This window comes from Candidatus Pelagibacter sp. Uisw_127, from assembly GCF_047722515.1.
In the GTDB taxonomy this organism is placed as follows: Bacteria; Pseudomonadota; Alphaproteobacteria; order Pelagibacterales; family Pelagibacteraceae; genus Pelagibacter.
Genome location: NZ_CP159815.1, coordinates 897396 through 920577, shown reverse-complemented (window position 1 = coordinate 920577; position 23182 = coordinate 897396). Strand labels below are relative to the sequence as shown.

The window sequence follows — 23182 nt, the reverse complement described above, 5'->3', positions numbered from 1 at the left end:
TCACTATAAGTATCCTTAATTATGAAATTAGGCTTTATAGGAACAGGAAAGATAACATCCTCTGTAATTACAGGCATTTGTAGTTCTAAAATATCTTATAAAAAGATATTAATCTCAAAAAGAAACAAAGGGATATCTCAAAGTTTGGTAAAAAAGTTTAAAAAGGTTGCTATAGCCAAGGATAACCAAGAAATAGTTAATTCATGTGATTGGATATTTTTATCAGTAACCCCTTCTGTTGGAGAAAAAATTATTAAAGATTTAAAATTTAAATCCAATCAAACCATTATCAGCTTTATCTCAACCATTAATTTGGCTCAATTAAAAAAAACAATTAAAGTTAAAGCAAAAATAGTAAGAGCAATACCTTTGCCTCCAATTTCATTAAAAAAAGGCCCCATACCAATCTGCCCGCCAAATAAAAAAGTTAAAGAATTTTTTAATAAGATCGGAACAACAGTCGAAATTAAAAATGAAAAATCTTCAATTAACTTTTGGTCAATCTCTGGAATGATGGCACCTTTTTATGAGATGTTAAGAGTGTTGACTGATTGGTTGGTTAAAAGAGGAGTTAAAAGAGATAATGCAAAAAAATATGTAACTTCTTTGTTTTTAGCCTTGTCCGAATATGCTGTGGTTAATTCAAAAAAAGATTTAAAATTTCTAGTAAAAGAATCTCAAACGCCCAATGGGTTAAATGAACAAGGAGTTAAAGAGTTAACTAAATCAGGTTTTTATAAAAAGTTAGAAAAAGCACTCAATGGTCTTCATAAAAGATTAGATAAATAATATTTTATGAGCGAGAATATTTTACAAATTGAAAATTTATCTAAATATTTTGGTGGCTTGGCTGCGGTCTCAGATTGTTCTTTAAAAATTAAAGAAGGGTCAATTACAGGAATTATAGGTCCAAATGGATCCGGTAAAACTACTTTATTTAATTTAATTGCAGGAAACTTAAAAACATCAAGTGGAAAAGTTTTATTTTATGATGAAGATGTAACGGATGTTCCTTCATATGAATTATTTTCAAAAGGAATCTTAAGAACTTTTCAAATAGCACATGAGTTTACAAATTTATCAGTTTTAGAAAATTTAATGATGGTACCAGCAAATCAATCTGGTGAAAAGTTAATGACGGCTTTATTAAAGCCAAACCTTGTTCGAACTGAAGAACTGGTAGTTAAACAAAAAGCTCAAGATGTTGTAGATTTTTTAAATTTAAAACATCTATCTAATGAGTTAGCTGGAAATTTATCAGGTGGACAAAAAAAATTATTAGAACTTGGAAGAACCATGATGGTAGATGCCAAACTAGTACTGCTTGACGAGGTAGGTGCTGGTGTTAACCGAACATTGCTCAAAGATCTGGGAACAGCGATAATAAAATTAAATAAAGAAGAGGGATATACATTCTGTATGATCGAGCATGATATGGAGTTTATAAGCAGGTTATGTGATCCTGTTATCGTTATGGCAGAAGGCTCTGTTTTGTTTGAAGGTACTGCTGAAGAGGCCAAGAAAGATGAAAAGGTTATTGATAGTTATCTGGGCAGAGGATCTAAAATAAAGGATGAAAATTAATGGCTTTTTTTGAAGGTTTAAAAATGACAGGTGGATATGGCACTGGACCAGATATTATTAATTCTTGTTCTGTTGATGTAAATAGAGGAGAGATAGTATCAATTCTAGGACCCAATGGTGCGGGTAAATCTACTGCCATGAAAGCATTGCTTGGTCTTATAAACTTAAAATCAGGCTCTGTTGTAATTGATGGCAAAGATATTTCAAAACTTTCTCCGCAAGACAGAGTTAGAGAAGGTATTTCATTTGTACCGCAAACAAAAAATGTTTTTACAGGTATGAGTGTTGAGGAAAATTTAGAAATGGGTGCTTATTTAAGAGGTGATGATTATCAAAGTATTATAGAAGAAATTTATGAACTATTTCCAATATTAAGAGAAAAAAGAAATCAGTTAGTTGGTGAGTTGTCAGGTGGTCAAAGACAACAAGTTGCTCTCGGAAGGGCATTAATGATCAAACCATCAGTTTTAATGTTGGATGAACCTACTGCTGGTGTATCCCCAATAGTAATGGATGAGTTATTTGATCATATCATTAAAGTAAAAAGAACTAATGTTGCAATATTAATGGTTGAACAAAATGCAAAACAAGCTCTTAAAATTTCTGATAGAGGGTATGTACTAGTTACAGGAGAAAATAAATATGCGGGAACAGGTAAAGAGTTATTAAATGACCCAAGAGTAAGAAGCTCTTTTTTAGGAGGATAATATGGATTTTTTAAATGCCATTATATTATTATTAAATTATATTTTTGTGCCAGCTCTTACTTATGGTTCGCAGTTAGCACTAGGTGCAATATTCGTAACCTTAATTTATGGAATTCTAAGATTTGCTAATTTTGCAACTGGAGACATGATGGCATTTGGAACGATGGTAACTATTTTAATTACTTGGTACTTTCAATCAATTGGGATTTCTTTAGGTGTTTTACCAACAGCCCTTCTTGCAATACCTTTTGCTATAATCTTTATGATTGGGTACATGCTTTTCATAGACAAATTTGTATTCAGATATTATAGAGTTAACAAAAGCCCTCCCGTTCAACTTGCAATGGTTAGTATTGGTGTAATGTTTGTAACACAAGCCGTAGTTAGAATAATAATAGGTCCTAGTGACAGAAGATTTTTTGATGGAGAAAGATTTATTATTAAAGCAGGTGAGTTTAAAGAAATGACAGGGCTTAATGAGGGGTTAGCAATTAAATCCAGCCAAGTAATGACAATATTTATAACACTAGTATTAGTCTCTATTTTATTTTGGTTTTTAAACAAAACTAAAACAGGAAAAAGTATGCGAGCTTATTCAGACAACGAAGATTTAGCCTTACTCTCTGGAATTGACCCCAAAAGAGTAGTCATGATTACATGGGTTATTGCAGGTATTTTGGCAACTATTGGTGGTGCATTGTATGGTTTGGATAAAAGCTTTAAACCATTTACCTATTTTAATAACATGTTACCAATTTTTGCTGCAGCAATTGTAGGAGGTATTGGAAACCCTTTTGGAGCATTTTTAGGTGGTTATGTTATAGCTTTTTCAGAAATATTCCTGACCTATGCTTACAAAAAATTCTTTATGTATGTTTTACCAGCAAGTATGGAGCCAGAAAGTTTAGTCCAACTTTTATCAACTGATTATAAATTTGCTGTATCGTTTTCTATATTGGTGATTGTTTTGCTCTACAGACCTAATGGAATATTTAAAGGGAAGGTACTGTGAGAAAACACCTAAATGTGATTATAGCCTATGCAATAATGTTGGGACTTATTGTTTTGGTTGGAATATTTCAATCTTGGAATGTTGCTCTATCTATTTTTAACATGTGCTTAATTTCAGCAGTGATGACAATGGGTGCAAATATTCAATGGGGATATGCTGGTTTAATTAATTTTGGTCTCATGGGTTATGCTGCGCTAGGAGGGTTAGCTGCAGTTTTAATATCAGTTGATCCTGTAAAAGAAGCATGGGTTGCAGGTGGTTTTAATATTTTAATGTGTTTGTGGTTAATAGTCGTGATGGTGTTTGCAGTACGTTTTGTATTAAAAAATTTTGAAAAATCAAAAATTAGAACCTATGGTATTGCAGCAATTATTATTGCTGGAATTGTTATTATAAGAACAACATCAGAATCAAGTATTGAAGCTATTGAAGGTGTTAATCCTGCAACAACAGGATTTCTTGGAGGACTTGGTTTGCCTATAGTATTTTCTTGGATTGTGGGTGCTTTTTTTGCTGCAGGTTTAGCATTTATAGTGGGTAAAGTAGCTTTAGGATTGCGTGCAGACTATTTAGCTATCGCAACATTACTTATTTCAGAAATTATTATTGCTATCATAAAGCACGAAGACTGGCTAACCAGAGGTGTTAAGAATGTAATTGGATTAGATCGACCAGTACCTTATGAGGTTGAACTTCAAACTAAAGAATGGTTTATAAAATTAGTTGCAAAATTTAATTCTGGTAAATTAGATTTAATGACAAGTATATCTGATAAACAAGCGGCACTTAATCAATTAGTTATTGAAGGATCTTCAGTATTTGTAAAACTTTGTTATTCAGGATTATTTTTAATAGTAGTTGTGGTTTTGTTAATAATTACTCAAAAAGCTCTTTATTCTCCGTGGGGAAGAATGATGAGAGCTATAAGAGATAATGAGGAGGCAGCAAATGCTATGGGTAAAAATGTTGTTAAGCAACACTTGTTAATATTTATTTTAGGCTCAGCAATAGTGGGAATAGCAGGTGCAATGTTAGTTACACAAGATGGCCTGTTTACACCAGGAAGTTATCAACCGATGAGATATACATTTCTTATTTGGGTAATGGTAATTGTTGGAGGGAGTGGAAATAATTTTGGAGCAATTTTAGGTGGTTTTGCAGTCTGGTTTTTATGGATTGAAGCATCGCCAATTGCTTTTTTCTTAATTAATCTATTTACAGCAGGCCTAGCGGATACAAATGCGTTTAAAATTCACTTGATTGAAAGTGTTCCATACTTTAGATATTTAATGATGGGTATGGGCCTTCTATTAATCATGAGATACCGTCCAAAAGGTATACTTCCTGAGAAAATCGAAATAAAATAAAATTATTATATTATGAAATATTTACATACAATGATTAGAATCTCAAATGTTGAGAAGTCATTAAATTTTTACTGTAATGGATTAGGTTTAATTGAGACAAGAAGAATAGAAAATGAACAAGGCAGGTTTACACTAATTTTCTTAGCTGCACCGAGTGATGAAAAAGCAGAATTAGAACTAACGTATAATTGGGATGGTGACAAATTAGAAGATGGATCTAGAAATTTTGGTCACTTAGCATATCGTGTGGAAAATATTTATGAAACTTGTGAGAGATTGCAAAATATGGGTTATACAATAAATAGACCTCCTAGAGATGGTCATATGGCATTTGTAAGATCTCCAGACAATATATCTATAGAAATTTTACAAGAAGGTACTTTAGAAACCAAAGAACCATGGGCATCAATGGAGAATACTGGCTCTTGGTAAACAGATGCAAAAAAAAATTTTAGACCTAATTAAAAAAAAAAATAAATCAAAAATTATAAGTCTCACTGCTTATTCTAAAAATATAGCATCTATAATTGATAAACATTGTGATCTTATTTTAGTTGGAGATTCACTTGGATCTGTCTTGTATAATTTTTCATCTACAAAAAAGGTAACATTGGATATGATGATACAACATTCCAAAAGCGTTAGAATGGGTATTATAAAAAGTCTAATGGTTGTGGACATGCCTTACAATACTTATCTAAATCCAAAGGAAGCATTAACAAATGCAAAAAAAATTATTTCACAAACAAAATGTGATGCTGTCAAGCTTGAGGGTGGAAAAAAAGTTTGTCAAATAATCAAAACTTTAATCAAGAATAAAATTCCGGTGATGGGTCATCTTGGAGTACTACCTCAATCAGCAACAAATTTTAAATTTAAGGGAAAAAATACTAATGAAAGAAAAAATATTTTAAGAGATTCTAAACTTTTAGAAGAGGCAGGTGTTTTTTCAATTGTTTTAGAGTGTGTGGAAAGTTCTTTAGCAAAAGAAATTACAAAAACAATAAGTATACCGACAATTGGAATAGGTGCTTCAGCCCACTGTGATGGACAAGTTTTGGTTACAGATGATCTTATAGGACTAAATAAAATTAGTGCAAGATTCGTTAAAAAGTATTCAAATATTGAAAAGCAAATAAATGATGCAGCATTAAAATTTAAACAGGATGTAACAAAAGTTAAATTCCCTACTAAAAAACATTCTTATTAAACTAAAAGTATTGTTTAAAAGTTTCATTAATTGATAAAACTCCATAATCATTTAATCCACCAATTATTAATTGAAGTGCTACTATTAAAATAAATCCTAAACCTATATACGCTATCCATAAATGTTTCTGGATATAATTTGCTAAATAAGTAGCCAAAGCACCCGTCAATACGACTGATAAAATAAGTCCAAATATCATAAAACCAAAGTAGCCTTTTGCAGCACCAACTACACCAATCACATTGTCAAAGCTTATCGTAATATCTGCAAACAAAACTTTATAAATACTTTTTACAAAAGATGGCTCTGTCGATTTTTTTATTGGAGACTTAATCTTATTCTTCATCTCAACTAAATCTTTTCTTAAATCGTTAACAATCCAGATTAGAAGCAATCCACCTAAAATTTTAATATAATAAAATTCAAACAAGTAAGTTGCAAAAAGTGCAAAAATAATCTTAAAAACTAAAGCACCAGCAACACCCCACAAAATTATTTGCTTTCTATTTTTTGGAACAAAGTTAGCAGCAATTAAACCAATAATAATAGCATTATCAGCAGCTAAAATAATATCTATAAAGATAATTTGGGTTAAAATTATGAATTCTTCAATCAAGGTTCTTTTATAATATTAAATAATTATATTAATTCAATGATTTAATATTTAGATTTTTTTGTTCCATCAATAATTTCTTTTAGCTCATCGTACTCTTCACAGTTACACCCGCTTAATACTTCTAATCTTTCTTTAGCTAAATCTATTCTTTCAGTAACCACATAAAGCTCTCCAAGGTATTCGTTTATTCCTTTATGATTAGGTTCAATTTTTAGACCAAGTAGGTAATATTCTTCACCTTTTTCATAATCGCCAAGCTTTCTAGTAGTGAAGCCCAAGTAATTGAGTGTATCTGCCTGTAATGGTTTCTCAATATTAGATTTTAGAAGAAGTGTCTGTGCTTTAGCGTATCGTTTTCGTGCTTTTTCAGTTTTACCTTTTTTTTCATACTTCTTAGCAGCTTTTATCAAGTTAGAAGCTTTTAAATAGTCATCTACCTTAGAAGATGAGTCATCATTACCAGCCGCAAAAATAGAAGTATTAAAAATTAAAGAAACAAACATGAAGAGTAAATATTTTTTTATCATAATTACTTAAATTTAGTCATTTTGTTTAATGGTTTTAATGTGAGACCGTTGTCAGCTAGATTTTGTTTTATTATTTTTGCTGCGTCCAATGAGCTCTTATTATCACCATGTATGCAAATTGAGTCAATTTCACAAGGTATTTTTTTGCCGCTAAGACAATTTAACGATTGGTTTTTAACCATATTAAGGACGTGCTCTTTTGCGATATTTGGATCAATAATAAGTGCATTTGCTTTTGATCTTGATACTAAATTACCATCATCCTCATAATTTCTGTCAGCAAATATTTCACATGCAATTTTCATATTTAGTTTTTTTGCAGCTACTTCCATTTTAGAGCCGGTTGGTACAAGATAAATAATATCCTTATCAATACTATATATAGTATTTGCTAGTGTTGTTGCTAATTCTAAATCTTCACATGCCATATTGTTTAATGCTCCATGAGGTTTAATATGTGTTACTTTTTCATTTTGTTCTTGAGCAAAATTTTGAAGAATTTCATACTGGTCAATAATTAATTTTTTTATATTTAAAGAATTCAAATTCATTCTTTTTCTTCCAAAATTTTCAGGATCGTTAAACGAAGGATGGGCTCCAATACTAACTTTATTTTCCTTAGAAGTTTTAATAACCATTTTCATAGTCTCATTATCACCAGCATGAAAACCACAAGCAATATTTGCTGAATTTACAATATTTAATAAAGCAGGATCATTCTCAGTAGAATGAAATTTTGATTTTTCACCTAAATCACAATTGATATTAATTTCCATAACTTAAAGTATATACTATAACATGTTATGATCAAAAATATATCTAATCTTGGTGATGCAGCTGTATATTGTGATTTTGGATCAGAAGTAAATGAAAAAATAAACTTAAATGTTATTAATTATTTTAATAGTTTATCGAAGTTAGTTGAAGAGCGTAAGATTAATGGAATAAATAATATTACTCCATCTTATAATAAGTTGATTATTAGTTTTGACTTATCAGTAACAAATTATACTGAAATAAAAAAAATAATTTTAAATCTAAATGTTAATAAGGATTTTAAAAATAATTATAAAAAAATTGAAATTCCAATTTGTTGTGATGATGAATTTGGATTAGATTTTGATAGACTTTCAAATAAGACAAAGCTTTCAAAAGAAGAGATATTAGAACTTTACCTAAATAAAGAATACTTTTGTTATATGACAGGATTTATTGCAGGCATGCCTTTTTTGGGAGATATCAATAAAGATATTAGATGTGATAGATTAGAGACACCAAGAGTAAAAGTACCAAAAGGATCCGTAGGCATAACAGAACAATTTTCAAATATTTATACCTTTGAAAGTCCTGGTGGGTGGAACGTTATTGGAAACACGCCTAAAAAAATTTTTGACCAATTAAATTTAGAAGAACCAGTGTTAATTAAACCAGGTAATAAGGTAAGTTTTTATCAAATATCCAAAGAGGAGTTTTTATACTGGAATGAGTAATACATATTTTGAAATTTTAAGACCAGGTATTAATACAACTATTCAGGACAAAGGAAGAAATCACATGCACCATCTGGGCATTACTGTGAGTGGTGCAATTGATCAAAGAAATTATAAATTAAGTAATAAGCTGGTTAACAATGATTTAAATCAAGCAGTTGTAGAATTTGCATATCAAGGGCCACTTTTAAAATTAAAAAATGGTAAGATTAATTTTAGCATAACGGGAGATGTGCTCTTTAAGATAATTAAACAAAACTCAAGGATTGAAGATGGTGTATGCTATAAAAATTATATATTAGAGGATGAGGATCAAATAGATATAATATCAACAAAAAATACTGCTTATGGATATTTATCAGTCAACGGGGGTTTTGAATTAGAAAAAGTTTGGAACAGTTATTCAACAAACACAAAAGCAAATATTGGCTCAAATAATGGAAAAAAATATTCTATAGAAGATAAAATTTTTATAAAAAATTCAAATTTACAAATAAGCAAAGAAATAAAAATAAACTATAACGATCTTTCAGATAATATAATTAGAGTTATTAAGGGTACAAATTTTGATTATTTCTCAAATGAATCACAAAATATTTTTTTTAACAAAGAATTTTCAGTTACTAAATTAGCAGATAGAATGGGGATTAGGTTAAGTGGTCATAATTTAGAAAACATTATTAACACAAATATTAAATCTGAAGGTCTTGTTAGAGGAACTATACAAGTGCCAGCAGACGGCAATCCCATTATTATGCTTTCTGACCACGGTACTATTGGAGGTTATCCAAAAATAGGAGTTGTGATTTCTGCTGATTTAGATCGTGTTGGTCAATTAATACCCGGTTCTGCTATAAATTTCAAAGAAGTAAGTCTTGAAGAAGCTCAAAATATATTTAAAGCATACACAGATGATACAAATAAATATTTAAATGAATGTAATTAATAAAATTCCTGGCCCATTACTGATTTTTATGGGAGCTTTAAGTTTAAGCTTTGGTGGGCTTATTGTAAAAAAATTTGAAGGCTCTACCGAATGGCAAATTCTTTTTTGGAGATCTTTATTTTTCACATTAACCGTTTTAGCCTTCCTAATAATTACCTATAAAAAGAAAACTTTAAGTTCTTTCTATAAATCAGGATTACCAGGTTTTTTTGGAGGTATTGTATTATCATTTGGATTTTGTGGCTATGTATATGCAATGTCTAATACATCAGTTGCTAATACTAATTTTATAATATCATTACAGATTTTATTTCTTGCAATTTTTGGTTACTTATTTTTAAAAGAAAAAATTTCAACAATCACTTTAGTTTCAATAATATTAGCAATAACAGGAGTTACTTTAATGGTTGGTAATGATCTTAGACCAGGTAATCTTTCAGGAAATTTAGCTGCATTTACAATGCCTATTACATTTGCGGTCTTAATCATGATAGTAAGAAAATTTCCTACAGTAGACATGATACCTGCACAATTTGTTGCTGGAGTAAGCTCATGTTTAATAGGGCTAAGCGTATGTATTTATTATTCACATAATTTAATGGTTTCGCCTAATGATATATTTTTAGGCTTCTTAGCAGGCTTTTTTCAAGTTGGTTTTGGCTTTATATTTATCACCATCGGCGCACGTAGCACACCCTCAGCAATGGTTGGAGTAATTATGCTATCCGAATCTGTTTTAGGACCTATTTGGGCTTTTTTATTTGCAGGTGAACGAGCATCATTATTTACATTAATTGGAGGTGTAATTATTCTATTTGCTGTTTTACTTCAATTTTCATCGTTGCTTTTGTGTAATAAAAAAGAAAAAATTATTAATTGACTCTGACATACATCTGGTAGATTATTCTCCAATACGGGAGAGACTACAAACTATCGTAGCGCCGAAGGAGCAACCACCCAGGAATCTCTCAGGCAAAAGGACCGTAACATATTAACTCTGGAAAGAGATTAAGTTCTCGCCGACGGAATAAAACTCTCAGGCAAACATACAGATGGGTACAGTGAGTTAATATGGAAAATTTAAAAACTGCACTTTACAATTTACATCTAAAGCATGGAGCTAAGTTTGTTCCATTTGCTGGTTATCAAATGCCAATTCAATATTCTAAAGGAATTATTGAGGAACATAAAAGTACAAGAGAAAATGCAGGTATTTTTGACGTGTCACATATGGGTCAGCTATTCATTAAAGGAGACGACACATTAGCAAAAAGTCTTGAAAGAATTTTTCCAGCTGAATTGAGTAACGCTAAGTTAAATCAGTCAAAATATAGTTTTTTAATGAATGAAGAAGCAGGAATTTATGATGATTTAATTATTACAAAAGTTGAAGGCGGTTTTAACATTGTATTAAATGCTGCTTGTAAGAACACAGATTTTGAACTTTTATCTAAATTGTTAGAAGATAAGTATGAAATGATTTTAAGTGAAGAGCTATCTCTTATAGCAATACAGGGACCAAAAGCAGTCCAAATATTAGAAAAGATAATCAATGGAGTGTCAGATTTAAAATTTATGAATGGTGATACATTTAATTATCTTAAAGAAAATATTTATATCACAAGATCAGGCTATACAGGTGAAGATGGATTTGAGATATCGATAAAAAATGATGCATCAGAAGTGTTTGTGCAAAAACTCATAGATGAAGGGGCCAGTTTAATTGGGCTAGGTGCCAGAGATACTTTGAGATTAGAGGCGGGGCTTTGTTTGTATGGTCATGACATGGATATCAATAAAAGCCCAATAGAAGCCAATTTAAAATGGGCAATATCAAAAAATAGAATTCTTGAGGGTGGATTTATTGGATGTAAAAAAATTAAATCTCAAATCGAGAAAGGGGTAAGCAAGATCCGTGTAGGTATTAAGCCAGAAGGAAGAATTATAGCTAGAGAAAAAACTTCAATATTTAGTGAAGATGATAAAAATATTGGAGAAATTACAAGTGGAACTTTCGGACCGAGTGTTCAGGCCCCAGTCGCCATGGGTTATATAGAAAATTCATTTTCTAAAATTGATACTAAGGTTTTTTTAGAAGTGAGAGGAAAAAAATATCCGGCAATTATAAGTAATTTGCCATTTTATAAAAAAAGTTATGTGAAAGGAGCTAGCAAATGAGTGAAGTAAAATATTCAAAAGAACATGAGTGGATAAAATTAGATGGAGATACTGCTGTTATAGGAATTACACAACATGCAACCGAAATGCTAGGAGATATTGTGTTTGTAGAGTTACCAGAAATAGGATCCTCTGTTGTTAAAGATGGTAATGCAGGAGTTGTAGAATCTACAAAAGCTGCAAGTGATATTTATACTCCTGTATCTGGAGAAATTATCGAAAACAACCAGGCAATTGTTGATGATCCTGCAAAGGTTAATAGTGATCCAGAAAATGAAGCATGGTTTTTTAAATTAAAAATTACTGATAAGTCTGAAATGGATTCATTAATGAATAAAGAAGAATACGAAAAATTTTCAAAAGAAAGTGGTAGTTAAATGTTAAAAAATGCTCAAAAAGATTTTATACAAAGACATATAGGTCCATCCGTTGATGAACAAAATGTTATGCTTAAAGAATTAGGCTATCAAAGTCTTGATGATTTAATAAAAGACACTGTACCAGAAAAAATTCTTCTTAAAGATGATTTAGATATTGGAGATCCAAACTCTGAATATAAAGCACTTAGAAAATTAAAAAATATTGCAAAAAAAAATGAAGTTTATTCAAGCTTTATAGGAATGGGTTATTATGGAACATATACTCCGTACGTAATACTTAGAAATATATTAGAAAATCCAGGATGGTACACTTCTTATACTCCCTACCAGCCAGAAGTTGCACAAGGAAGATTGGAAATGTTATTAAATTTTCAACAAATGATAATTGACTTTACGGGAATGGACATTGCTAATGCCTCTCTCTTAGATGAAGGAACAGCCGCAGCAGAAGCTATGGGATTGAGTTATAGAATATCTAAGTCTGAATCTAAAAAAGTTTTTGTTTCAAAAAATTGTCACCCTCAAACTATCGATGTTATTAAAACAAGAGCTGAACCTTTAGGTCTAGAAATAATAGTTGGTGATGAGGATAAAGATATTAAAGAAGATATTATATGTGGTATTATTCAATATCCGGGCACCCTTGGAGATATAAAAGACCCAAGTGAGGCTATTAGTAAAATACATAAACATAATGGAAAAGCAGTTCTTGCATGTGATTTGTTAGCACTTGCTAAACTAAAAACACCTGCTGAGTTAGGTGCTGATATTGCAGTTGGTAGTTCACAACGTTTTGGAATTCCAATGGGTTACGGTGGTCCACACGCAGCATTTTTTGCTACGAAAGATGAGTACAAAAGATCAATGCCAGGAAGAATAGTAGGTGTTTCAGTAGATAGACATGGAAAAAAAGCATACAGACTTGCCCTACAAACAAGAGAACAACATATAAGAAGAGATAAAGCCACGAGTAATATTTGTACTGCACAAGCATTATTAGCAATAGTCTCTGCAGCTTATGCAGTTTATCACGGTCCACAGGGTATAAAAAAAATTGCAGAAAGTGTCTCTCAATTAACTAAAAATTTTGCAGATAAACTAAAACAATCTGGTTATGAACTTTATTCAAATGATTTTTTTGATACGGTAACAATAAAAACTCTAGATAAAACAGAGAAGATATACAAAAATGCTTTAGATCAAGGAGTAAATATCAGAAAAGTAAATTCTGAAATGTTAGCAGTGTCTTTTGATGAAAGAAAAAATCTTTATAGAGCAAATCAGTTATTAAAAATTTTTAATTGCTCAGAAACAATTAAAGAATCTATGAATGAAAGTTTATCTAATATTCCTAAAAATCTGTTAAGAACTTCTACTTATTTAGATCATCCAGTTTTTAATAGTTACCATTCAGAAACTGAAATGCTTAGATATTTAAAAAAATTAGAAGACTCAGATATTGCCTTAAATAAATCTATGATTGCTTTGGGCTCGTGCACTATGAAACTTAATGCAGTTTCAGAAATGATACCAGTTACCTGGAAAGAATTTTCACAGCCACATCCTTTTTCTCCTGTAGAACAAATGGATGGTTATAGGGAGTTATTTACAGATTTAAAAAACTGGTTAAGATCAATTACTGGGTTTTCTGGAGTTTCATTGCAACCAAATGCTGGAGCTCAAGGTGAGTTTGCTGGTTTAATGGTAATACGTAAATTTCATGAAAAAAATAATGAAACAAATCGTAATGTTTGTTTAATTCCAAGCTCTGCACATGGTACAAATCCGGCAAGTGCCCAAATGGTTGGTATGAAAGTGGTTGTTGTGAAATGTGATCAGTATGGAAACGTAGACTATGAAGATTTAAAAAATAAAGCTGAAGAACATTCAGAAAATTTAGCTGCTCTTATGGTTACTTACCCATCAACACATGGCGTTTTTGAGGAAAAAATAACTGATATTTGTGAATTAATTCATAATCATGGTGGACAAGTTTATATGGATGGAGCAAACTTAAATGCGTTAGTCGGAATTGCAAAACCAGGTAATTTTGGACCAGATGTTTGTCATATAAATTTACATAAAACATTTTGTATACCACACGGTGGTGGAGGACCTGGCATGGGACCAATAGCATGTAAAAAGCATTTAGAAATATTTTTACCAAAGCATTCTGTGATTAAAGATTGTGGCCCAGTGACTGGAATGGGAGCAGTATCTGCAGCACCTTGGGGCAGCTCAAGTATTTTATCAATTTCATGGATGTATATAAAGATGATGGGCTCTGAAGGCTTAAGAAAAGCATCACAAGTAGCAATACTAAATGCAAATTACATTGCACATAAATTAAAAGACTCTTTTCCAATTTTGTATAAGGGTAAAAGTGGCAATGTAGCTCATGAATGTATCATTGATATTAGAACAATAAAAAGTGAAACAGGGATTACGGAAGAAGATATTGCAAAGCGATTGATTGATTTTGGCTATCATGCTCCAACAATGTCCTGGCCAGTTGCTGGTACAATGATGATTGAGCCTACAGAAAGTGAAAGTTTGAGTGAAATTGATAAGTTTTGCTCCACGCTTATAAAGATAAAACAAGAGATAAATAAAATTCAGTCTGGCGAATATGACAAGATTGACAACCCATTGAAGAATGCGCCACATACTCACGTTGAATTAACATCCAATAAGTGGGATCATAAGTATGAAAGAGAAGAGGCCGCTTATCCTTCAGAGTTTTTAAGAACAAATAAATATTGGCCTCCAGTTGGTAGAGTTGATAATGTTTATGGAGATAAAAACTTGTTTTGCACATGTCCATCTATGGAAGAATATGAGGATACAGCAGCTTAGATATTTACCAAGATGAAAATTGCTGTAGTAGGTGCGGGTATATCAGGATTGAGTGCTGCTTATTACCTATCCAAAAAACATAAAGTTGATTTATTTGAAAAAGAAAATCAGTTTGGTGGTCATGCAAATACGATAAAGGTTGCTTACAAACCTAATAAAGAAATTCCAATAGATATTGGATTTATGGTTTTTAATAAGCAAACATATCCAAATTTAATTAATTTTTTTCTAGAAAATAAAATAGAGATTGAAAAAAGTGATATGTCATTTTCTGTTACTATAGAAAATAGTGGCTTAGAATATTGTGGAAAAGGATTAGGTGGAATTTTTTCCAATAAAAAAAACTTATTTAATTTAAAATTCATAAAAATGTTTTTTGAAATTTTAAGTTTTTATAAAAACTGTGAAAAAATAGAAATTAAAAAAATTAAATCAATAACATTAGGAGAATATTTAAAAGAAATAAAAATTTCAGATTATTTTATTAATTATCATATTATACCAATGGTATCTGCCATATGGTCGATGCCACCTTTTGAAGCAACACAAATGCCATTATCTTTTTTTTTAAGTTTTTTCAAGAATCATGGCCTATTTAAAATTAAAGATAGACCTCAATGGTTTACGGTTGCAAATCGAAGCAAAACTTATGTTGATAAGATAATAGACCAAGTTAGTGGTGAACATTTTAAGAATTACAATATAAATAAAATTGCCAGAAATGATTTGGGTGTTAAGATTTTTTATGGTGAGGAAAATGAGTTCTTTAATTATGATAAAGTAGTAATAGCAACCCACGCAGATGAAGCATTAAAGATAATTGACAACCCAACACTAGACGAAGAGTCAATATTAAAGAAATTTAAATATAGAGCCAACACGGCAGTAATACATTTTGATGAAAGTATTATGCCTAAAAATAAAAAAGCATGGTGTGCTTGGAATTCTTCAATGGATTCAGCTAATAATGAAAAGACAGCTGTAACATATTGGATAAATCAGCTTCAAAATTTGAAGATAGATAGAGATATTTTTTTAACGATAAATCCATTTAAAGAAATTCCAAATAATAAGATATTTAAAAAAGTAGCATTTACTCACCCTTATTACGATACAGAAGCATTAACCAATCAAAGTAATCTATATAAAATTCAAAATAAAAAAAATATTTTATTTTGTGGCAGCTATTTTGGTTATGGTTTTCATGAGGATGGAATAAAGTCGTCTATTGATATGCTAAAAACACTTAATGATTAAAAATTCTTATATTTACACAGGAAATGTAATTCATAAAAGGTTTAAGCCCAAAATTCATAGCTTTAATTACAGAGTATTTTCACTACTTATAGATTTATCAGAAATAAACCTATTACACAAAACCTTAAAGATATTCTCATATAATAAATTAAATATTATTAGTTTTTTTGATAAGGACCATGGAGCAAGAGATGGTAGCTCTCTTAGAAATTGGGTGATTAATAATTTAAAGAAAAATAATATTGAAAGTGACGATATTAAAATAAAACTTTTATGCTATCCAAGAATATTTGGATATGTATTTAATCCTTTAAGTGTTTTTTATGTATATGACAAAAATTCTGATTTAATATCAATATTATATGAAGTTAAGAACACATTTGGTGAACAACATGTTTATGTTTTTAAAACTGAAAAAGACCAAAATCTAATTCAACATGTGTGTAAGAAAAAATTTCATGTATCTCCATTTATTGAAATGAATTGCATTTATTTTTTTAGGCTGTTGAAACCTGGTAATAAAATATCTCTAATAATTGACTTGAATGATCCAGTTGGCAAAATATTATATGCTTCACAAGATGGTATTAAAAGCGAATTAAATAATTACAACCTTATGAAAGTTTATTTAAGACATCCATTGATGACATTTAAGATTATTATCGCAATACATTTTGAGGCATTTAAACTATGGACAAAAGGAATTAAATTTATAAAAAAAAAAATTAAAGTTAAAAACAATATTTCTATTGAAAATTAATTTGAATTACTAAATTAAAGATATTTTACAGACTATTCTTTTACACTTTCCATGGAAACAAATGTAGAAGTAGATGCAACATTAGGTAATGAGGATATTTTTTCAGATAATAATAAACGATATGCGTTTATATTGTTAGTTCTAACTTTTAATAAATAATCAAAGTTTCCTGCAATCATATGGCATTGTTCAACTGCTTCTAATTTTCTTACCTCAGAATTAAATTGATCTAGTGCTTTAGCTCGCGTATCTGATAAAGAAATTTGAACGAAGGCTATGTGTGCCTTTTCTAACTTTTTAAAATTTATGTGAGCATGATAGCCAAGAATATATTCTTGTTGTTCTAATTTTTTGATTCTACTTTGGCATGGTGAAATTGATAGGTTAACAGCTTTTGCTAGCTCACTAAGTGTAGTTTGTGCATTTTTTGCCAGTAGTGTGATTAACTGTTTATCTATTTTATCTATCATAGTAAAATTTACCAATAATTTTTAATACACCATATTATTTACTATTTCAAATATATTTATAAGCAATTAATTCTACTATTTTCATTAATACAGTAATTATTTTTAGTCATTTTAGTCTAATTTTCTAGTTGTTTATCAGCAAAGTTATTTATTATGAATCATATATTCAAACACAAATATACTGACCAAGCTTCATTGGTTAATAATCATTTAATAAAAACAATTGGAAACTTTTCAGAAATTAATCACAGTAAAATTGATAACTTTTCACGTCAAATCATAGACAGCGCAATAAATTATAAAGAAATAAGCTCATTTGCTAAATTAATACATGAGTTTTCATTGACTAGTAACGAAGGTGTTGTTTTAATGTGCTTAGCAGAAGCATTACTTAGAATACCTGATGCCGCAACTATAAATGATTTAATTGAAGATAAAATTCCCATTGGAGATTGGAATAAACACATAAAGAATGAAAATGATATTTTTGTAAACATTTCTTCTATAGCATTTTTGTTAACAGGAAAAATAGTAGAAGAAAAACCTCAAGAAAATAAAAATATTTTAGTCAAGATGGTTAAAAATCTATCCGGACCACTATTAAGAAATGCCATTAAACAAGCAATAAATATTTTAGCTAAACAATTTGTATTTGAGAGAGATATAAAAAAAGCAATTAAACAAAGTGATAATAAAAAAAATGATAAATACACTTTTTCATTTGATATGCTTGGTGAAGCAGCAGTAACTTATGAAGATTCAGAAAGATATTACAGTCAATATGAAGAAGCTATTTTACAAACAGGAAAAAGTTTAAATCCACATAAGAAAAGTATTTCAATTAAGCTATCATCATTACACCCAAGATACGAAAGAAACAAAATTGATTTACTAAAAAAAGAACTATTACCAAAAATTTTTAGACTTGTGGAATTAGGTAGAGAAAATAAAGTAGATATTTGTATTGATGCTGAGGAAGCTGATAGATTAAATTTATCACTTTTCATGTTTAAAGATATTATTGAAAGCAAATTAATTGACAATGTTTATCATGGTTTTGGATTTGCTATTCAAGCATATCAAAAAAGAACATTTTTCTTATTAGATTGGCTCAATGATTATTTACATAGTGTTGATAAAAAAATTAATATTAGATTAGTCAAAGGTGCATATTGGGATACAGAAATCAAAATTGCTCAAGAAGAAGGTTTTAAAAACTATCCTGTTTTTACAAAAAAATTTGCGACAGACATATCTTATCTAGCTTGCGCACATAAACTATTAGTAAACAAAAATATCTTTTCACAATTTGCCACTCATAATGCACATAGTATTTCTTATATTCATACTCTTTTTGAAAATACAAATTTTGAATTCCAAAAATTACATGGGATGGGTGATGAAATATATTCATTTTTAGAAAATAAACCTGATTTTAAATGTAGAGTATATGCTCCGGTAGGAGGCTATAAGGATTTATTGCCATATTTAGTTAGAAGATTATTAGAAAATGGTGCGAATACATCTTTTATTCATCAGTTAAAATCCAAAAATTTTGATATTGATAAATTGATTCAATCACCACTTTTGAAGCTAGATAAGTTAAAAACAGATAAAATTCCTTTACCAATGAACATTATGGGCAATAGAGATAATTCAAAAGGTCTGGATATAAGTGAAGAATCTGTGATTAATAATTATAACGTTATAAAAAAACTAAATAATATAAATGCATTTTCAATTATAAATGGCAAAGACAAAAAATCTGATAAAAAATTAGATATTATTTCACCAAGTGATTTTACCTTATTAGGTTCAAAATATTTTGCTACAGATCAAATTGTAGATGAAGCAATTAATAGCCTAAAAGATTATTCTATATCTTGGAAAAATTTTCCAATTAAAAAAAAATCAGAAATTATTTTAAATTTTGCCAATTTAATTGAAGAAAATTTTAAGGAAATAATTGAAATATGTGCACAAGAATCTGGCAAAAGTATTAAAAATTCTATAGCTGAAATTAGAGAGGCTGTTGATTTTTGCAGGTACTATTCTAAGGAAGCAAACCTAATATTTAAAGAACAAATTCTTAAAGGTCCAACAGGTGAACTTAATAGATATAGGTTAATAGGAAAGGGATTAACTTTAGTAATTAGTCCATGGAATTTTCCTATAGCAATTTTTGTAGGACAAACAATAGCTGCACTAATTACTGGTAATGTTGTTTTAACGAAACCTGCAGAACAATCTTCTTATGCAGCATATTTTATAATTAAACTTTTATTAAAAGCAGGATTACCTAAAAATTCAATTGCCTTGATCTTGGGTGATGGTGCATTAATTTCCAACAAAGTTATTAATGATAAAAAACTTAGAAATGTTTTATTTACTGGCTCTCTAAATACAGCAAAAATTATCCAATCAAACTTACAAAAACAAGAGAGTATTACTAATTTTATTGCAGAAACAGGTGGTTTAAATTGTATGATTGTTGATAGCTCAGCTTTACCAGAGCATGTTGTTAAAGATGTTGTGAATTCGGGATTTGATAGTGCTGGACAAAGATGTTCAGCTTGTAGAATTTTATGCGTAGAAGAAAATGTATACAAAAAAATTAAAGAAACATTAATTGGTGCAATGAATACTCAAGATATTGGAAACCCAGAAAAACTTTCAACAGATATTGGACCAGTAATTGATGAGGAGGCTTACAATAGTATAAAAAAACATATTGATAATTTTGATAATGTTTATCAAACAAATTTTCAAAATGATTTAGGATATTTCATTCCACCAACTTTAATAGAAATAAAAAAATTAAGTGATTTAAAAAATGAAGTTTTTGGTCCTGTAGTACATATTGTTAAATATAAAGCTTCAGAATTAAATGAATTAATTGATGACATTAACGATTTAGGTTTTGGTTTAACATTAGGTATCCATAGTAGAATAGATAAAACTATTGATAAAATCGTTTCCAAAGCAGAAGTTGGAAACATTTATATTAATAGAAATATGATTGGAGCCGTTGTTGGTGTACAGCCATTTGGCGGTTTTGAAAAATCTGGAACAGGACCTAAGGCAGGGGGCCCTGAATACCTGAAAAGACTATGTTATGAGCAAAGTATATCAAATAACACAGCAGCTATGGGTGGTAATGCATCCTTATTGGCTGAAGTTGATGACTAAACTTTACTAATAAATTACCTTAAACCTCTTACTTTATCTGCAATTTTGCGTCATTTAATTTTCAAATAAAAAGAATTAAGTTTCCGTTTAAGTAAAAATTAAAAAATATAATAAGAATTAATGTTAATTTATAAAATTTCAGATTCAATCGTATTCAATGCATTAAAAAATATTAAGCATGGTTTTCTTGAAATTAAAAAAGTTAATGGAGAAGTTTTAAAATTTGGTAATCCAGATGACAATTTAAAAGTTTTCTTAGAGATTAAAGATGAAAGCCTTAATTATAATCTGATTAAAAGTGGTAGTGTTGGATTAGGTGAATCTTATATGAAAGATTTTTTTATAACAAATAACCTATCTGATTTAATTGAGTTAACTGCAAAAAATATAAATATTATTTATAAATTTTCAGGTATTTTTGATTTACCATTCATTAATTTTTTAAAAAATAAAATTATAAAAAATACCAAAAACCGAAGCAAAGAAAACATCGCAAAACACTATGATTTAGGAAATGACTTCTTTTCTTTATGGCTTGATAAAACCTTAACCTATTCCAGCGCTATATTTGAGAACCCTAAGCAAGATCTTTTCAATGCTCAGAATAATAAATACCAAAAATTGATTGATCTTTTAAAACCAACAAATGGAAGTAAAATTTTAGAAATTGGTTGTGGTTGGGGTGGATTTGCAGAATACCTGGGCACTAATTACGATGTTAAATTAGATTGTATTACCATTTCAAAAAAGCAATTTGAATTTGCAAAAGAAAGAATTCATAAATGTGGACTTAATGAAAAAGTAAATATTGAAATAAAAGATTATAGGGATTTAAAGAGTAAATATGATCATATAGCGTCTATAGAAATGATAGAGGCGGTAGGACAAAACTATTTAGATAGCTATTTTAACACAATCAAGAATAATCTAACTTCATCAGGCACAGTGGGTATTCAAGCTATAACTATCGATGATAGTTTATTTGATAGATATAAAAATAAACAGGACTTTATCCAAAAATATATTTTTCCTGGAGGTTTTTTACCTTCTAGAAATGAATTACAAAATTATGTTGATACTAATGGTTTAAAATTTGATGAATACAATTCATATGCCGATCATTACTCTGATACTTTGATTATTTGGAGAGAGATATTTAATAAAAAGTGGGATTTGATTAAAGAGCAAGGTTTTGATTTAACATTTAAAAGAATGTGGGAATTTTATCTTTCGTATTGTGAGGCTGGTTTTAAATCAAAAAATATAGATCTAATTCAATTTTCATTACAAAATAAATAACAACAGGAGAGACATGATAAACTTTAAGACATTTAAATTAACAGTATTAATAATTGCTTTATTCTTTACGGCAAGTTGTATAAACAATAACTCTATGAAACCAACAGATTTTAAAAATACAGAACCGTCAATGACTATAGAGAAATACTTTGAAGGTCCTGTTAAAGCATGGGGTCTATTACAAGATCGAAGTGGCAAGGTAACTAGACAATTTAAAGCTGATATGTTTGGTAGTTTTGAGGGTGATATCTTAACTCTTAAAGAAGATTTCTATTGGACAGATGGTGAAAAACAAAACCGAATATGGAAAATCAAAAAAATTGATCAAAATTACTATGAAGGATCTGCACCTGATGTTGTAGGAACTGCTAAAGGGTTTCAATATGGATCTGCCTTTAAATTTGAATATGATTTAATGGTCCCTTTTAAAGGAAAGAATATTAAAGTTTCATTTGATGATTGGATTTTTAAACAAGATGAGGAGGTTGCTATCAATAGAGCTACATTAACAAAATTTGGATTTAAAGTGGGTGAGTTGACGGTATTCTTTAAGAAAAATTAGTAGTCAATTTTTTTCATACCTTTTTCAACTATCTTAAAATACCAGCTACTTGGAAGTATTCTTAGAGTTTTCATTATAAAGGTAAAAGCTTTTGGAAAATGGATTTCAAATCCCTTATTCTTGATTAAACCAATATAGATTTGTTCTGCAGCAAATTCTGGTGACTTTATCATGGGCATAGGAAAATCATTCTGGTCAGTCATTGGTGTTTTAATGAACCCGGGGCTTATCAGGGAAACACGCACGTTTACTCTTTTCATTTCAAAATGTAAACTTTCTGTAAAACTTGTAAGTGCAGACTTTGATGCACAATAACCTCCAGCTGCAGGTAACCCTCTATAACCAGCAACAGAAGAAATTATAGATATTTGACCACCTTTTTTATTATTATAATATTCATAAATTGAGTTGATAGAATTCATTGTACCAAAGTAATTTACTTCCATAATTTTTCTTATTTTATCTAAGTTAAAATTTTTTTCAGATTTTGGATCATGTATCCCAGTGCCAAATACACAAATTTCAATATTTTCAAATTTTTTTACAATATTATTGAAGACAGCTTTACATTGCTCTGTATTTGTAACATCTAAAGGAAATGAATGGATATTTTCATTCTCAGTATGCAACTCCTGTAATAAGTTTTCTCGTCTAGCTGAGGCAGCAACTGTCCATCCTTCTTTAGCAAATTTTAGAGCTAAAGACCTACCAATTCCACTACTTGCACCAGTGATCCAAATTACTTTTTTATCATTCATTTAGTAATGTATAA

At 29.6% G+C, this 23182-nt stretch carries 23 protein-coding genes and 1 riboswitch; of the genes, 18 read left to right on the top strand and 5 right to left on the bottom strand.

The window, feature by feature from the left end; translation table 11 throughout:
- Positions 1–21: 21 nt before the first annotated feature.
- The 7 genes from ABXT65_RS05070 to panB are packed head-to-tail and all read left to right on the top strand — an operon-like array spanning position 22 to position 5880.
- Positions 22–789, top strand: coding sequence for a pyrroline-5-carboxylate reductase (locus ABXT65_RS05070; protein WP_415322742.1), 768 nt, complete (start codon positions 22–24; stop codon positions 787–789).
- Between the two features lie 6 nt (positions 790–795).
- Positions 796–1584 carry an ABC transporter ATP-binding protein gene (locus tag ABXT65_RS05065; RefSeq protein ID WP_415322740.1) on the top strand — a complete coding sequence of 263 codons (789 nt, stop codon included), beginning with the start codon at positions 796–798 and terminating at the stop codon, positions 1582–1584.
- Positions 1584–2291 carry an ABC transporter ATP-binding protein gene (locus ABXT65_RS05060; protein WP_415322738.1) on the top strand — a complete coding sequence of 236 codons (708 nt, stop codon included), beginning with the start codon at positions 1584–1586 and terminating at the stop codon, positions 2289–2291. Before ABXT65_RS05065 ends, ABXT65_RS05060 begins: the two co-directional genes overlap by 1 nt.
- 1 nt (position 2292) lies before the next feature.
- Positions 2293–3303 (top strand): branched-chain amino acid ABC transporter permease, encoded by a 1011-nt coding sequence (locus ABXT65_RS05055; RefSeq protein ID WP_415322736.1) that lies wholly within the window; start codon positions 2293–2295, stop codon positions 3301–3303.
- 35 nt (positions 3304–3338) lie between these two features.
- On the top strand, positions 3339–4670 hold the full coding sequence (locus ABXT65_RS05050; protein ID WP_415324209.1) for a branched-chain amino acid ABC transporter permease: 1332 nt from the start codon (positions 3339–3341) through the stop codon (positions 4668–4670).
- Between the two features lie 12 nt (positions 4671–4682).
- On the top strand, positions 4683–5102 hold the full coding sequence (locus ABXT65_RS05045; RefSeq protein ID WP_415322734.1) for a VOC family protein: 420 nt from the start codon (positions 4683–4685) through the stop codon (positions 5100–5102).
- Between the two features lie 4 nt (positions 5103–5106).
- A complete protein-coding gene (gene panB / locus ABXT65_RS05040; protein WP_415322732.1) occupies positions 5107–5880 on the top strand; it encodes a 3-methyl-2-oxobutanoate hydroxymethyltransferase in 774 nt (257 codons plus the stop codon).
- A 1-nt stretch (position 5881) separates the two neighbouring features.
- On the opposite strand, the gene ABXT65_RS05035 is transcribed toward panB, so the two are convergent.
- From ABXT65_RS05035 to ABXT65_RS05025, 3 genes are read right to left on the bottom strand one after another with little or no spacing between them, the layout of a single operon-like run.
- Complete coding sequence (locus ABXT65_RS05035) at positions 5882–6496, bottom strand: YjbE family putative metal transport protein (RefSeq protein WP_415322730.1); 615 nt, start codon at positions 6494–6496, stop codon at positions 5882–5884.
- 41 nt (positions 6497–6537) lie between these two features.
- Positions 6538–6999 (bottom strand): tetratricopeptide repeat protein, encoded by a 462-nt coding sequence (locus ABXT65_RS05030; protein WP_415324208.1) that lies wholly within the window; start codon positions 6997–6999, stop codon positions 6538–6540.
- A gap of 26 nt (positions 7000–7025) precedes the next feature.
- Positions 7026–7799, bottom strand: a complete 774-nt coding sequence (locus ABXT65_RS05025; protein ID WP_415322728.1) for a 5-oxoprolinase subunit PxpA — start codon at positions 7797–7799, stop codon at positions 7026–7028.
- Positions 7800–7826: 27 nt separating this feature from the next.
- On the opposite strand from ABXT65_RS05025, the gene ABXT65_RS05020 reads away from it, so the two are divergent.
- From ABXT65_RS05020 to ABXT65_RS04985, 8 genes are all read left to right on the top strand, one after another.
- The gene (locus ABXT65_RS05020) at positions 7827–8513 is read left to right on the top strand and encodes a 5-oxoprolinase subunit B family protein (RefSeq protein WP_415322726.1); all 687 of its coding nucleotides are present in this window, start codon (positions 7827–7829) and stop codon (positions 8511–8513) included.
- A complete protein-coding gene (locus ABXT65_RS05015; RefSeq protein WP_415322724.1) occupies positions 8506–9459 on the top strand; it encodes a biotin-dependent carboxyltransferase family protein in 954 nt (317 codons plus the stop codon). Before ABXT65_RS05020 ends, ABXT65_RS05015 begins: the two co-directional genes overlap by 8 nt.
- On the top strand, positions 9446–10339 hold the full coding sequence (locus ABXT65_RS05010; RefSeq protein ID WP_415322722.1) for a DMT family transporter: 894 nt from the start codon (positions 9446–9448) through the stop codon (positions 10337–10339). The genes ABXT65_RS05015 and ABXT65_RS05010 overlap by 14 nt, the downstream gene beginning before the upstream one ends.
- Before the next feature lie 24 nt (positions 10340–10363).
- Positions 10364–10453, top strand: a riboswitch (glycine riboswitch).
- A gap of 77 nt (positions 10454–10530) precedes the next feature.
- Positions 10531–11637 (top strand): glycine cleavage system aminomethyltransferase GcvT, encoded by a 1107-nt coding sequence (gcvT, locus tag ABXT65_RS05005; protein ID WP_415322721.1) that lies wholly within the window; start codon positions 10531–10533, stop codon positions 11635–11637.
- A complete protein-coding gene (gene gcvH / locus ABXT65_RS05000; RefSeq protein WP_415322719.1) occupies positions 11634–12014 on the top strand; it encodes a glycine cleavage system protein GcvH in 381 nt (126 codons plus the stop codon). Before gcvT ends, gcvH begins: the two co-directional genes overlap by 4 nt.
- Entirely contained in the window at positions 12015–14873 is a 2859-nt protein-coding gene (gene gcvP / locus ABXT65_RS04995) for an aminomethyl-transferring glycine dehydrogenase (protein WP_415322717.1), read from the top strand.
- A 12-nt stretch (positions 14874–14885) separates the two neighbouring features.
- Positions 14886–16130 carry an NAD(P)/FAD-dependent oxidoreductase gene (locus tag ABXT65_RS04990; protein WP_415322716.1) on the top strand — a complete coding sequence of 415 codons (1245 nt, stop codon included), beginning with the start codon at positions 14886–14888 and terminating at the stop codon, positions 16128–16130.
- Complete coding sequence (locus ABXT65_RS04985; protein ID WP_415322714.1) at positions 16123–16890, top strand: DUF1365 domain-containing protein; 768 nt, start codon at positions 16123–16125, stop codon at positions 16888–16890. Before ABXT65_RS04990 ends, ABXT65_RS04985 begins: the two co-directional genes overlap by 8 nt.
- A 32-nt stretch (positions 16891–16922) precedes the next feature.
- Here ABXT65_RS04985 and ABXT65_RS04980 read toward each other — a convergent pair whose 3' ends face one another.
- On the bottom strand, positions 16923–17360 hold the full coding sequence (locus tag ABXT65_RS04980) for an Lrp/AsnC family transcriptional regulator (RefSeq protein WP_415322712.1): 438 nt from the start codon (positions 17358–17360) through the stop codon (positions 16923–16925).
- A gap of 153 nt (positions 17361–17513) precedes the next feature.
- On the opposite strand from ABXT65_RS04980, the gene putA reads away from it, so the two are divergent.
- From putA to ABXT65_RS04965, 3 genes are all read left to right on the top strand, one after another.
- Positions 17514–20549, top strand: a complete 3036-nt coding sequence (putA, locus tag ABXT65_RS04975) for a bifunctional proline dehydrogenase/L-glutamate gamma-semialdehyde dehydrogenase PutA (RefSeq protein ID WP_415322710.1) — start codon at positions 17514–17516, stop codon at positions 20547–20549.
- A gap of 120 nt (positions 20550–20669) precedes the next feature.
- Positions 20670–21848, top strand: a complete 1179-nt coding sequence (locus tag ABXT65_RS04970; RefSeq protein ID WP_415322708.1) for a class I SAM-dependent methyltransferase — start codon at positions 20670–20672, stop codon at positions 21846–21848.
- A 13-nt stretch (positions 21849–21861) separates the two neighbouring features.
- Positions 21862–22410: a DUF3833 domain-containing protein gene (locus tag ABXT65_RS04965; RefSeq protein ID WP_415294666.1), complete on the top strand. Its 549-nt coding sequence runs from the start codon at positions 21862–21864 to the stop codon at positions 22408–22410.
- On the opposite strand, the gene ABXT65_RS04960 is transcribed toward ABXT65_RS04965, so the two are convergent.
- The gene (locus ABXT65_RS04960) at positions 22407–23168 is read right to left on the bottom strand and encodes an SDR family NAD(P)-dependent oxidoreductase (RefSeq protein WP_415322706.1); all 762 of its coding nucleotides are present in this window, start codon (positions 23166–23168) and stop codon (positions 22407–22409) included. The genes ABXT65_RS04965 and ABXT65_RS04960 overlap by 4 nt on opposite strands.
- Between the last annotated feature and the right edge of the window lie 14 nt (positions 23169–23182).